At 32.0% G+C, this 13,819-nt stretch carries 12 protein-coding genes and 1 pseudogene; all 13 read left to right on the top strand.

The window, feature by feature from the left end:
• Positions 1 to 223 precede the first annotated feature (223 nt).
• The 13 genes and pseudogenes from EO126_RS02420 to EO126_RS02360 all read left to right on the top strand — a co-directional run bounded on the left by EO126_RS02420 (position 224) and on the right by EO126_RS02360 (position 13,560).
• Positions 224 to 997, top strand: a complete 774-nt coding sequence (locus EO126_RS02420) for a replication initiator protein A (protein ID WP_006555727.1) — start codon at positions 224 to 226, stop codon at positions 995 to 997.
• Positions 994 to 1,821, top strand: coding sequence for an ATP-binding protein (locus EO126_RS02415; protein WP_004835581.1), 828 nt, complete (start codon positions 994 to 996; stop codon positions 1,819 to 1,821). The genes EO126_RS02420 and EO126_RS02415 overlap by 4 nt, the downstream gene beginning before the upstream one ends.
• On the top strand, positions 1,814 to 2,299 hold the full coding sequence (locus EO126_RS02410; protein ID WP_127007346.1) for a PcfB family protein: 486 nt from the start codon (positions 1,814 to 1,816) through the stop codon (positions 2,297 to 2,299). The genes EO126_RS02415 and EO126_RS02410 overlap by 8 nt, the downstream gene beginning before the upstream one ends.
• Positions 2,296 to 3,030, top strand: coding sequence for a phage antirepressor KilAC domain-containing protein (locus EO126_RS02405; RefSeq protein WP_073185496.1), 735 nt, complete (start codon positions 2,296 to 2,298; stop codon positions 3,028 to 3,030). Before EO126_RS02410 ends, EO126_RS02405 begins: the two co-directional genes overlap by 4 nt.
• Positions 3,023 to 4,018, top strand: a pseudogene (locus EO126_RS02400) (type IV secretory system conjugative DNA transfer family protein); the annotation flags it as partial. The gene EO126_RS02405 and the pseudogene EO126_RS02400, both read left to right, overlap by 8 nt.
• Before the next feature lie 96 nt (positions 4,019 to 4,114).
• On the top strand, positions 4,115 to 5,815 hold the full coding sequence (locus EO126_RS02395) for a DUF4368 domain-containing protein (protein ID WP_478212864.1): 1,701 nt from the start codon (positions 4,115 to 4,117) through the stop codon (positions 5,813 to 5,815).
• Positions 5,816 to 6,027: 212 nt separating this feature from the next.
• The gene (locus tag EO126_RS02390) at positions 6,028 to 6,600 is read left to right on the top strand and encodes a TetR/AcrR family transcriptional regulator (RefSeq protein ID WP_000079884.1); all 573 of its coding nucleotides are present in this window, start codon (positions 6,028 to 6,030) and stop codon (positions 6,598 to 6,600) included.
• A gap of 50 nt (positions 6,601 to 6,650) precedes the next feature.
• A complete protein-coding gene (locus tag EO126_RS02385) occupies positions 6,651 to 7,169 on the top strand; it encodes a ClbS/DfsB family four-helix bundle protein (protein WP_000708365.1) in 519 nt (172 codons plus the stop codon).
• A 140-nt stretch (positions 7,170 to 7,309) separates the two neighbouring features.
• Complete coding sequence (locus EO126_RS02380; RefSeq protein ID WP_001114256.1) at positions 7,310 to 9,049, top strand: ABC transporter ATP-binding protein; 1,740 nt, start codon at positions 7,310 to 7,312, stop codon at positions 9,047 to 9,049.
• Positions 9,042 to 10,751, top strand: coding sequence for an ABC transporter ATP-binding protein (locus EO126_RS02375; protein ID WP_127007342.1), 1,710 nt, complete (start codon positions 9,042 to 9,044; stop codon positions 10,749 to 10,751). The genes EO126_RS02380 and EO126_RS02375 overlap by 8 nt, the downstream gene beginning before the upstream one ends.
• 2 nt (positions 10,752 to 10,753) lie before the next feature.
• Complete coding sequence (locus EO126_RS02370) at positions 10,754 to 12,271, top strand: ABC transporter ATP-binding protein (protein ID WP_127007340.1); 1,518 nt, start codon at positions 10,754 to 10,756, stop codon at positions 12,269 to 12,271.
• On the top strand, positions 12,261 to 12,965 hold the full coding sequence (locus tag EO126_RS02365) for an energy-coupling factor transporter transmembrane component T (protein WP_000567178.1): 705 nt from the start codon (positions 12,261 to 12,263) through the stop codon (positions 12,963 to 12,965). Before EO126_RS02370 ends, EO126_RS02365 begins: the two co-directional genes overlap by 11 nt.
• Positions 12,966 to 12,975: 10 nt before the next feature.
• Positions 12,976 to 13,560, top strand: a complete 585-nt coding sequence (locus EO126_RS02360) for an MptD family putative ECF transporter S component (protein WP_000791750.1) — start codon at positions 12,976 to 12,978, stop codon at positions 13,558 to 13,560.
• Positions 13,561 to 13,819: the final 259 nt, after the last annotated feature.

The raw sequence follows: 13,819 nt of genomic DNA, 5'->3' as shown, positions 1-13,819 counted from the left end.
AATCCTGCATTTTAAGCAGTTTTATAAGCATTTTGTCTTCGATAAAGATGAAGAAGGATACGTCAAAAAGACTCAAAAAAACTACATGGATGTAAGAGTAGTTTTGCAACTGGTATGAGGAGAAACAAAGAAAAATATAATAAGATAAAACCCATTTTATACTTTCTACAAGAGTAGCTTAAATAAGGCTGCTCTTTTTTTATTTCAAAGAAAGGAGGTAGGGATGAATTTTGATTATTTTTATAATAGGCAATCTGAAATGTATAACTTCATTAGGTTGCCTATGGTATTAATGGAAGATGAGATTTTTGAGAGCATTTCTATTGAAGCAAAAGTTTTGTATTCATATATGCTTAATCGAATGGGTCTTTCATATAAAAATGGCTGGATAGATGAAGATGGAAAAGTCTTTATTTACTACACAATTGAAAGTATAAAAGATCAATTTAATTGTGCCAGTGAAAAAGCAAATAAATTAATAGCTGAGCTTGATATTAAATCAGGAATAGGACTGATTGAAAAGAAAAGACAAGGACTGGGAAAGCCTAACAGAATTTATGTTAAAGACTTTATGAGCATATTTAATAATATGGAATTAAAAAATCAAGAAGTTCGAAAAACAAAATTCCAGAAGTTCGATAATCGAAATTCAAGAGATTCGAATATCGAAAGTCAAGATTTTCGAAAATCGGAAGGTAACTATAACAATATTAGTAATAATGAGTTAAGAAATAATGATTTTAGTAAGGGACAAAAGCCTTATGGAATATATAAAAATATATTTTTGACTGATGAAGAATACAAGGACTTAACAAATGAGTTAGGAAACAGAATTAATGAGTACATTGATAGGTTGTCGTCATATATGAAAGCAAATAACAGAGATTATCAGGATCACAAGGCAACGATAATCAATTGGTATCTTAATGATCAGGCAAAAAATATTAATAATAATACAACAAGGAAAATGAATTACGATATAGGAGAGAGTTTATGAAAAGATTAAAAGATTTTGTATTAAGAGAAAATGATATTGAAAGAAATGGACATATCTATTGCAAGGTATGCGGTAAAAGAGTCGATGGAGAATTACTTGACCTTGGATTTACAAAGTTTATTCCCAGAATTAAATGCGAATGTGAAATAAAAAGAGATAAGGAAAATGAAGAAAGAGAAAGACTGATGAAAATATCATCATTGAAAAGAGATTGCTTCTCATCGCCGCTCCAACACCAATATACTTTTGAGAAATACTTAAATGAAAAAGGTCAAGCTTACAAGGTTGCTTACAATTATGCTAAAAGTTTTGAACAAATGAAGGAAGACAATGTTGGACTTTTATTTTATGGAGATGTTGGCAGTGGAAAAACTTACCTTGCTTGTGCAATAGCAAATGAATTAATTGAAAGAGAACAAGTTAAAGTTAAGATTATGAATTTATCTCAGGTTATAAATCAAATACAAAAATCAGTATTTAAGTTAGATTCAAATGAAATTATAAATAACTTATCTAATATTCCTTTGTTAATCTTAGATGACCTTGGAATTGAAAGGGATACATCTTATGCAAGAGAACAAGTATATAACATTATAAACTCAAGATACTTAAAGGGTAGGCCGACAATTTTTACTACAAATTTATCATTAGAAATTATTCAAAATCCTAATATTGACCTTGAGTATCAGAGAATATATTCAAGAATACTTGAAATGACAATACCAGTTAAAGTTACGGGAGAAGATTTTAGAAGAAAAATCCATCAAGAGAAGTTAAGAAAATACAAAGAGTTACTTTTATATGGAGGTGGAATAGATGATTAATGAAGAAGTATCTAGGTCAAGTCTTAATCTTGAAGTAAGGCTTGCAAAAGCAACAAGTAAAGCAATTCTTGATGCTTTAAAGAAAGTACACAAGCAAATAGAAGAACAAGGAGGCTTAAAAAATGTAATAAAAAATAATGGAGAAGAAGTAAAACTAAAGGATATGGTTAAAAAGGGACAGTTAGAAGAAATTAATCTAAAAGATCCTGAGTTAAAAGAACTAAAGAAAATTTTAAATAAACACGGAGTGAAGTTTTCTGTTATGAAAGATAAGGAAACTGGTAATCACTCTGTGTTTTTTCAATCTAAGGATATAAAGGTAATGGAACATGCCTTTAAAAAAGCAGTTAAGGCTTCTGAAAGAAAGGCCGATAGGAAAGATTCAATAACGAAGGCTATAAATAAGTTTAAAGATATGGCTAAGGACACTATCAGTAAAGATAAAGTTAAAAATAAACATAAGGAGCAAAGCTTATGATAAGTAATTTAAAAACATTTGAAAATAAGAATTTTGGGAAACTCACTGTTATAGAAAAAGACGGTGAGTTTTTCTTTATAGCAAATGAAGTAGCAACTATGCTAGGATATGTCAATCCAAGAAAAGCTGTTTATGACCATGTAGATGAAGAAGATAAGGGTGTAACGAAATGGAACACCCCTGGAGGAATACAGAATATTTCAATAATTAACGAATCAGGATTGTATTCACTTATCCTTTCATCAAAACTACCACAAGCAAAAATCTTCAAAACTTGGGTAACTAGAGAAGTTTTACCGAGCATTAGAAAAAACGGAGGATATATAGCAAGTCAAGAAAAGAAAACTAATGAAGAGTTACTTGCAGATGCAATTCTTGTAGCCAATAGAATTATTGCCGAAAGAGAAGAAGAAATTGAAGAATTAAGACCAAAGGCAGACTATTATGACAAATTAGTAGATTATAACCTACTTACAAACTTTAGAAATACTGCCAAGGAGTTAGGAATACCACAAAATCAGTTTATAAGCTTTTTAATGGATAAAGGATTAATTTACAGAGATAAGAAAAAGAAACTCTTACCTTATGCAGATAAGAACAAGGGATATTTTGAAGTAAAAGAATGGGTTGATCCACTAGGTACACTTGTAGGAATACAAACATTTATAACACCAAAGGGAAGACACTATCTACTAATTTTATTAGATAGCGAAGGTTTCTACGATGAATAAGGTATTAGAAGCCATTCTTTCTGATATTAAAAACTTAATTAAAATAGACAACCCAAAGAAATTTATATTATCAAACATTCCTTATCTATCCTTTTTCTACATTGGAAATATCTTTTCTAAGCACATCAATTCTTATGTAGGAGGAGATATTATTGATAGAATAATGGTGGGAATTTCTGATATAGGAACTTTATCTTATATACCAAGCCTTAATCCAAGGGACTTGTTAGTAGGTGTTTCAGTTGCTGCTCTTGTTAAGCTAATTGTTTATAGTAAAGGTAAAAATAAAAAGAAATATAGGCAAGGTAAGGAATATGGATCCGCAAGATGGGGAGAAAACAAGGATATTGCTCCATACATTGACCCTAAGTTTGAAAACAATGTACTAATAACTAATACTGAAAGACTAACAATGAACTCAAGACCTAAAAATCCTAAATACGCTAGAAATAAAAATGTATTAGTAATAGGTGGTTCTGGATCAGGTAAGACAAGATTTTATGTAAAGCCAAATCTAATGCAAATGCATTCTTCTTATGTAGTAACAGACCCTAAAGGCACACTTGTGTTAGAGTGTGGAAAAATGCTTTATGAAAATGGATATGACATAAAGATTTTAAATACAATAAACTTTAAAAAATCTATGAAATACAACCCCTTTGCATATCTGAGAAGTGAAAAAGATATTTTAAAGCTTGTCCAAACTATAATTGCCAACACCAAGGGAGATGGAGAAAAGGCAGGAGAAGATTTTTGGGTAAAGGCTGAAAAGCTATATTACACTGCTCTTATTGGGTATATTTATTATGAAGCACCTGAAGAAGAAAAGAACTTTAAGACACTTTTGGATATGATTGACGCAAGTGAGGTTAGAGAAGATGACGAAACCTATATGAACCCAATTGATAGGCTCTTTGAAGCTCTTGAAAAGAAAGACCCTACTCATTTTGCAGTTAAGCAATATAAGAAATATAAGCTTGCAGCAGGAGTAATAGAATTAAGGAGAACACTTAATCACTATTTTAGTGAAATATGTACTTCTTAATTCTTTTTTTATTGAAAAATTAAGAGAAAGGGGGTAAAAATGAGGAATTTTGAAAAGATAACAGCACTCTATGAGAGATTAAGTCGTGATGATGAACTGCAAGGAGAGAGTAACTCAATCGTTAATCAAAAGAAAATCCTTGAAGAATATGCAAGTAAGAATAATTTAACCAACATCATCCATTTTACAGATGATGGAATCAGTGGAACGCAGTTTGACAGACCGGGATTTATGGCAATGATGAACGGAGTCAATCAAGGAAATATTGGTTGTATCATTGTAAAAGATATGAGCAGACTTGGCAGAGATTATCTCAAAGTCGGTCAATGTATGGAGATACTAAGACAAAAGGGCGTAAGACTAATCGCTATCAATGACAATGTAGATAGTTTTTACAGAGAAGATGATTTTACCCCTTTTAGAAATATCATGAACGAATGGTATGCAAGAGATACATCAAGAAAAATCCAATCGACTTTCAGGTCAAAAGGCGAAAGTGGGAAACATACTGCAAGTACACCGCCTTATGGCTATATCAAAGATGAAAAAGATAAAAACAAGTGGATAGTAGATGAAAAAGCAGCAGAGATAGTAAGGCGAATATTTAACCTGACCATGCAAGGAAATGGTCCGTATCGAATAGCAAAGATATTGGAGAGTGAAAAAGTAGATATACCAGCCTATCATCAACAGAAATTAGGCTATGGACTATATCAAAGCAAAAACTTTGAACATCCCTATCGTTGGTGCAGCTCAACCATAGCAAGCATTTTAAAGAAACAGGAATACTTGGGACATACAGTCAATTTCAAAACAAGAAAACACTTCAAGGACAAGAAAAGCAAATATGTATCCGAGGATAACTGGCTTATTTTTGAAAATACACACGAGCCAATTATAGATCAAGAAACCTTTGACAATGTGCAAAGGATAAGAGGAAATGTAAAAAGGTATCCTGACGGTTGGGGAGAATATCACCCACTCACAGGACTGATGTATTGTGCAGATTGTGGAAGTAAAATGTATGTTCATAGAACAAGCAATTACAAAAATATACCCTATTACACTTGCAGTGCCTATACTAAAACACCTTGTGGCATGCTTTGTCCATCAGCACACAGAATAAAAGCGGAAGTAGTCTTAAATTTAATACAAGACACACTAAAAGATATTAAAAAATACCTTGATGAAGATAATGAAGCCTTTATCTGTTCCATTCAAAATGAAATGGAAGAAAAAGAAAAAATAGAGATAGAAAAGAAAAAGGTAAGATTAACGGAAAGCCAAAACAGACTTAGGGAACTCGAACGACTTATGTGCAGAATTTACGAAGATATGATCCTTAACAAAATACCAAATAGCAGATATGAGATACTAAACAATCAATATGAAACAGAGCAGATAACTTTAAGCAAAGAGATCAAAGATTTAGAGCAGCAGGTATCAAGATATGAAAAAGAAACAGACAGAGCAAGAAAATTTATATCTCTTATCAGTCGTTATGAAAACTTTGATGAACTTACAACTACAATGATAAATGAGTTTGTAGAAAAGATTATCGTACATGAAAGAGATAGAAAAGGAAGTCAGACATCAAAGCAAAAGATAGAAATTTACTTTAATTTCATAGGTAATTACGAACTACCACAGGCGGAGTTAAGCGAAGAAAAAAACAAAAACTTGAGGAAGAAGAAAGAAAAATCGAAGAAAGAAAAGACAAGCTACATCAAAATTACCTAAAGCGTAAAGCGAGTGGAAAACAGAAAGAGTATGAAGATAAATATAAGGCAAGAAGAGAACAGAAGAAACAGGAGAAAATAAAGGTTTTGAAAAGAGTGGGGATACCGGTGAGTGAGTATATAAAAACAAATATTTAAATCTATCTTGACAAATATTGATTTTTAATTTATTATTAAATATAGATTCAGTATTGGAATAGAAAGAGGTGTGCTATGGCACAAGTATTAAAAGAAGAAGTTAGAAATAGAATACTCGAAGCAGCAGAAAAAGTATTTTATAAAAAGGATTATAGAGGTGCCAAATTAACAGAAATTGCAAAAGAAGCAGATATTCCTGTGGCACTAATTTATACCTATTTCAAAAATAAGGCAGTTTTGTTTGATGCAGTAGTAAGTTCTGTTTATATAAACTTCGAGTCAGCTTTTAATGAGGAAGAATCTTTGGAAAAAGGTTCTGCTTCTGAAAGGTTTGATGAAGTTGGAGAAAATTATATTCATGAACTTTTAAAAGATCGTAAGAAGTTAATTATTTTAATGGATAAAAGCTCAGGTACAAAGCATACAGAAGCAAAACAAAAACTCATATCGCAAATGCAGGTTCATATTGAAGTAAGTTTAAAAAGACAATCGAAACAGGAATATGATCCAATGCTTGCCCATATTTTAGCCAGTAACTTTACAGAGGGACTTCTTGAAATAGCAAGGCATTATCAAAGTGAAAAGTGGGCAAAAGATATGCTAAAACTTATTGCAAAGTGTTATTACAAGGGAGTGGAATCATTGTAAGTTGATTTGATATTTAAATGCGATAAATTTAAATTTTTGGAGGAGATATTTTGAAGATATATAAAGATAAAGAAGAACTGAAATCTGAGATAAATAAAAGTTTTGAAAAGTATATTTCTGAATTTGATATTATTCCTGAATCTCTCAAAGATAAGAGAGTCCCTGAAGTTGACAGAACACCAGCAGAAAATCTTGCTTATCAACTCGGATGGACAACATTAGTTTTGAAATGGGAAAAAGATGAGAAAAACGGTTTTGAAGTAAAGACACCGTCGGATATGTTTAAATGGAATCAACTTGGAGAATTATATCAGTGGTTTACCGATACTTATGCTCATTTATCGATAGAAGAATTAAAGAAACGATTGAAAGAAAATATTATATCTATCTATACAATGATTGATACACTAAGTGAAGAAGAATTATTTCAACCGCATATGAGAAAATGGGCTGATGAAGCTACTAAAACAGCGACATGGGAAGTTTATAAGTTTATTCATGTTAATACGGTTGCCCCTTTTGGAACGTTTAGAACTAAGATTAGAAAATGGAAAAAGATTGTGCTATAATTTTTGATTTGCTGATACAGTAATTTAAAAAAATATAGTGATCGGATAAAATAGACTTTGCGTAATCAGCAAAGTCTTACTTTAAACCTTAATACTGAATTAAAATTCAATATTATTCAATTTTGAAAGGAGAGTTGTTCATGCCGGAAAAAGAATTAAGGAAAAAAGTGATTGGGAAAAATAGTTTATCCAATTCACTTCTTGCTTTAAAAATAGTATTTGATTTGATACCACAAATCTTACTTGTATATTTGATTAGTTCTTTAATCACAAACAATATTAACGAAGGTAATTTAAAGTATATATTCTTGGGAATCTTTATATCGTTTGTATTAAAAGGAGTGTTTTATTATTTTGCAACAAAGGTTGCCCATGAGAAAGCATACGAAAAATTAACAGAACTTAGGTTAGATATTATCGGTCATCTGAAAAAACTAAGTTTGGGATTCTTTAAAGAACATAATACAGGAGAGCTTACCAACATTGTTCAACATGATGTAGAGCAAGTGGAAGTATACCTTGCCCATGGTCTTCCTGAAATAATGGCAGTTACACTTCTGCCTACCATTATTTTTGTAGCTATGATTTTTGTTGATTGGCGTCTTGCTCTTGGAATGATTGCTGGAGTTCCACTCATGTATTTGGTAAAAGTTCTTTCACAGAAAACAATGGATAAAAACTTTGCTATTTACTTTAACCATGAAAATAAGATGAGAGAAGAGCTAATGGAATATGTAAAAAATATTTCTGTGATTAAGGCTTTTGCTAAAGAAGAGGAGATTAGTGAAAGAACATTAAAAACGGCAAGAGAATATATTTACTGGGTTAAAAAGAGCATGGGAGCAATTACAATTCCAATGGGACTCATTGACATATTTATGGAAATTGGAGTAGTTATTGTCATGATTTTGGGAAGTATATTTCTTTACTATGGAAATATTACAACCCCTAATTTTATACTTGCCATTATTTTATCGTCTGCTTTTACTGCATCTATAAGTAAGACGGCTACATTGCAACATTTTTCTATTGTGTTTAAGGAAGCACTAAAGGCGATTGGAAAAGTTTTAACAGTTCCGCTTCCAAAGAAAAAGACAGAACAAGGTTTAGAATTTGGAAATATAGAATTTAAAGATGTGAATTTTGCATACGGAAAAGATAGCTTTGAGCTTAAAAATATCAATTTGAATTTTAAGAAAAATAGTTTGAACGCCTTTGTAGGAGCAAGTGGTTGTGGGAAAAGTACTGTATCTAATTTGCTTATGGGATTTTGGGATGCAGATGAAGGACAAATACTGATAAATGGAAAAGATATAAAAGAATATAGTCAAGAAAATATCTCAATGCTGATTGGTAGTGTGCAACAAGAAGTTATCCTTTTTGATTTAAGTATTTTTGAAAATATAGCAATTGGAAAACTAAATGCAACAAAAGAAGAAGTCATAGAAGCTGCTAAAAAAGCAAGATGCCATGATTTTATTTCAGCATTGCCAAATGGATATGAAACACGAGTAGGTGAAATGGGAGTTAAGTTATCTGGTGGAGAAAAACAAAGAATCTCCATAGCAAGAATGATACTGAAAAATGCACCGATTTTAATATTAGATGAAGCAATGGCAGCTGTTGATAGTGAAAATGAAAGACTAATCGGCGAAGCAATTGACGATTTAAGCAAGGATAAAACCATTATTACAATTGCTCATCATCTAAACACAATTAGAGATTCAGACCAAATTATAGTTATGGATAAGGGTGTTGTTCTTGATGCAGGAAGCCATGAAGAGTTGATGAAAAGATGTGAGTTCTATAAGGATATGGTTGAAGCACAGAACAAGGTAGATAGATGGAATTTGAAAGAGGTGGTAACAGAAAATGTTTAGAGAAATGTTAAAGCTGCTTACAAAAACCGGCAAGAGAGATTTGATTATATCAAGTGTATTCTTTGCCCTTTATGGACTAAGCTCCATAGCCATGATTGTTATCGTATTTTCTATACTGTTTCAGATATTTGATGGGACGAGTTTAGCAAGTTTATATAAAGGTTTTATTGCAATTGGGTTACTTGTAGTATTCAAAGGCATTTGTAATATGGTTGCAGATATGAAAAAGCATAGTGCAGGTTTTGATATTGTTCAGCAAATCAGAGAACGCATGATTATTAAATTGAAAAAATTCAGTTTGGGATTTTATACCAATGAAAGACTGGGAGAGATCAATACAATTTTACACAAAGATGTTGATAATATGTCTCTTGTTGTAGGACACATGTGGTCGAGAATGTTTGGCGATTTTTTGATAGGTGCAGTCGTATTTATCGGTTTTGCAAGTATTGATTTCAAACTTGCTATTCTAATGGCTGTATCTGTTCCGATTGCACTTGTCTTTCTATATCTGACAATTAAGCAATCTGAAAGAATAGAGAATCAGAATAATTCAGCACTTCTTGATATGGTTAGCTTATTTGTTGAATATGTTAGAGGAATACCTGTACTAAAGAGTTTTTCAAACAATAAAAGCTTGGATAATGAGCTTATGAACAAGACAAAAAAGTTTGGAGAAACAAGCAAAATAGCTTCAAGATTCAAGGCAAAACAGCTATCTATATTTGGGTTTTTACTGGATATTGGATATTTAGTTCTTTTAATTGCAGGAGCAATACTTGTTATAAAGGGAAATCTTGATGTACTTCATTTTATTATCTTTGCTGTAATTTCAAAAGAGTTTTATAAACCGTTCGCTTCTATGGAACAACACTATATGTACTATGTTTCGGCGGTAGATAGTTACGAAAGACTTTCAAGAATTTTAAATGCAGATGTAATCCCGGATAAAGTGAATGGAATTGTTCCGGAAGATAATGATATAGCTTTTGAAAACATAGATTTTTCCTATGAAAAAGATGAATTTAAAATGGAAAAATTGAGCTTTTCTATTGCTGAAAAAACAATGACAGCCTTAGTTGGAGAATCAGGTAGTGGAAAGACTACTATAACAAACTTACTTCTAAGATTTTATGATGTGCATAAAGGGAAAATTACACTTGGAGGAACTGATATAAGAGATATTCCTTATGATGAGCTTTTAGACCGTATTAGCATTGTCATGCAGAATGTTCAACTATTCGATAACACGGTTGAAGAAAATATCAGAGTAGGTAAAAAAGGAGCTACAAAAGAGGAAATCATTAAAGCTGCAAAGAAGGCAAGGATACATGATTTCATTATGAGTTTACCAAAGGGTTATGAAACTGATATTGGGGAAAATGGTGGGCTTCTTTCAGGGGGACAAAGACAAAGAATATCTATTGCAAGAGCTTTTCTAAAAGATGCACCGATTTTAATTCTTGATGAAATGACAAGTAATGTTGATCCTGTAAATGAATCTTTGATACAAGATGCTATTACAGAACTTGCAAAGAATAGAACCGTACTTGTAGTTGCTCATCATTTAAAAACAATTCAAAAAGCTGACCAAATTCTCGTATTTCAAAAAGGAAATTTACTTGAAAAAGGAAAGCATGGCGAACTTCTTGCAAAAAATGGTTACTACACAAAATTATGGAAAGCTCAGTATGAGGTATAACCATGATTTTGCTAAAAAATGTTTATTATGAATGGGAAGATGGACGAACTGCTTTAAAAAATGTCAATCTTGAAATTAGAAAAGGTGAATTTGTTTTAATTTCAGGGAAAAGTGGAAGTGGTAAAAGCACTCTTGGAAGTGTGATGAATGGTCTTATTCCACATTATTACAAAGGCAAAATGCAAGGGGAAGCTTTTGCGTCCGGAAAAGATATAAGCAAATTATCGCTTCATGAAATAGGGCATATTGTAGGGACTGTATTTCAAGATCCAAGAAGTCAATTTTTTACGACAACGACAGATGAAGAAATAGCTTTTGGGCTTCAAACCATCTGCAAATCAAGAGACGAAATAAAACAGAGAGTAGAAGAAGTATATGCAGAACTGGATATTGAGGAACTGAAAGGAAAATCTGTTTTTGAATTATCAAGCGGACAGAAACAAAAGATAGCTATTGCAAGTATCTATGCGATGAATCCGAAAGTTTTAATTTTAGATGAACCTTCAGCAAATTTGGATATGAAAGCAACATTTGACCTGTTTTTAATTTTGGAGAAATTAAAGAAAAAAGGAACAACAGTTGTTCTAATTGAGCATCGTTTGTACTATGTAAAATCTTTATTTGACCGTTTTCTTTTGGTGAAAGATGGAGAAATTGCACTGGACTTGAGTCGGGAAGAAGTTATTCATCTTGAAGGGGAGTTTTGGGATGAGAATGGATTAAGAACTCTTGAATTAGAAGAATACAGGATAAGTGAGAAGAAAGATTCATATCAATTAAAGGATGAAAGTATCAGCGGAAAAGGCTTGAGATTTTGCTATTCGAATGTAGCTAAGAATGGAAAGAAGCAAAAACAGTACATTTTAAATCATCTTGATTTCAATATGGAGTGCGGAAAAGCCATTGGTCTTATCGGCTTAAATGGTACTGGGAAAACTACCTTTGCAAGAGTGCTTTCAGGACTTGAGAAGATAAAAGAGGGGACAATATGGGCGGGAAAAGATAAGTCGCTTAATCACAAAGATTTAATGGATATGTCATATTTTGTCTTTCAAGATTCAGACTATCAGTTGTTTTCGGAAAGTGTACTTGATGAAATGCTACTTGGTATTTCAAGTAAAAATAAAAAAGAAAATACCCAAAAGGCAAAGTTTATTTTGAATGTACTTGGCTTAGATAAATATATAGACAAGCATCCGTTTGCTTTATCAAGAGGAGAAAAACAAAGACTGACAATAGCTTGTGGAATGATGAAACAGGCAAAAGTTTTTATCTATGATGAACCAACATCAGGTTGTGATAAAGACTCAATGCTTTCAGTCGCAAAATTGATTGAAGAACAATTAAAAAATGGGACAACAGTTTTGGTGATAAGTCATGATTTTGAGTTTTTAGCAAACACAGTGAGTGAGCTATGGGTAATGGGAGATGGAAAAATAGAAAAGGTTCTGAATATGAGTGAAAGTAATAAATTTCTCATATTAGACAAGATGAGAGGAGGTAGAGAACTTGATAGATAGAAAAACAGTCGATCCGAGAATAAAACTTATTCTACTTCCAATTGCCTCCTTTACCAGCTTTTTTATAAGCGATACAATCCTACTTTTCGGACTGATTGTCTTTGCCTTTTTTCTGTATGTATACAGTAGTATGTGGAAAAGAGCATTACGCTTTATTTTGTTTTTTGTGCTTTTATACTGCATAGAGTTAGGGCTTGGAAAGTTTCGTGAAGCAAGTATCGTATTTGCAATATATATGTTTATTTACTTTGCATCAAGGATGACCTTAATTGCTATGTTTGGTGGATATATAACAAAGACTACAAGTGTAAGTGAAATGCTTGAAGCATTAAATAGAATGAAAGTACCAAGAAGCATTGGTATACCTTTTAGTGTTTTGCTTAGGTTTGTACCAACTATAAGAATAGAACTCAAGGCATTAAAAGAGAATATGAAGATTCGAGGAATCGTAACAAGTAGATTTTTCCCGTTGCTACATCCATTTAAATATATTGAATATACGCTTGTTCCACTTTTAATGAGGATGATTAAGATTTCAGATGAACTGTCAGCTTCAGCACTCATTAGAGGACTTGATAGTGATGAGAACAGGGTTACATTGACAAAATTGAGGTTTAGATGGGCGGATTTGTTGATTGGACTATTAGGAGCTTTGATGATTGCTCTTGTGATAGTAATACAGAAAATTTATTAGGAGGACTTTTATGAAAAACAAATTAAATGGTCGTGATTTTATTACAATCGGAATCTTTAATGCAATTGGAATTGTCATATACATGGTGGTTGCATTTGCTATGGCAACAACAGTGATTGGAGGATTTATTGCTTCAGGAGTTAGCTTTATGGTAGCTGCTACCGTTTATATACTTATGGCTTTGAAAGTTAAAAAGAAGGGCGTATTTACAATATCAGGAACGCTTCTTGGTTTAATTGCATTGTCAGGAGGACATTTGCCTCATGCAGTCTTTGCTGTAATCGGTGGAATTATATGTGATTTGATTATAGGAAATTATGAGAGCAAGGGACGAATGATTATTGGATATGGGATATTTGCATTAGCAGATTTTTTAGGAACAGTAATTCCTGTGATTTTATTCGGGACAGCTTCTTTTGTGGAAAGAGCATCAAAATGGAAAATGAGCGAAGCACAAATAAATGAAGCATTATCTTATTTCAAAGTTTCGTGGGCAGTAGGATTTGGCTTGATAACTTTTGTTCTTGCTTGCATAGGAGCATTCGTTGCAACAAAGATACTCAAAAAGCATTTTGAAAAAGCAGGAGTGATTTAATAATAAATTTACTTAGGAGGGAAAATAATGGAGGGATAATTATGTCAAAACTTATAGTTTCGGTTTTCACAGAACGATATAATTATCCTTTTTTATTCTTGGAATTGCTTACACATAGCAATAATACTTTACCAGAAACAACAAAATAGAAAATTATATAAAACATTAGTTTTTAAGCCGAGAGGACTTTTTTACGTCAAAGTGTAGAAGTCCTCCTTTTTTATTCTCAAAACCAAAACAGAGAACTTAAAAAGGAGGA

It is taken from the genome of Veillonella seminalis (genome assembly GCF_003992065.1).
GTDB lineage: Bacteria > Bacillota > Negativicutes > Veillonellales > Veillonellaceae > Veillonella_A > Veillonella_A seminalis.
The sequence above is the reverse complement of the archived record's forward strand: the minus strand, read 5'-3'. Positions and strand labels throughout refer to the sequence as shown.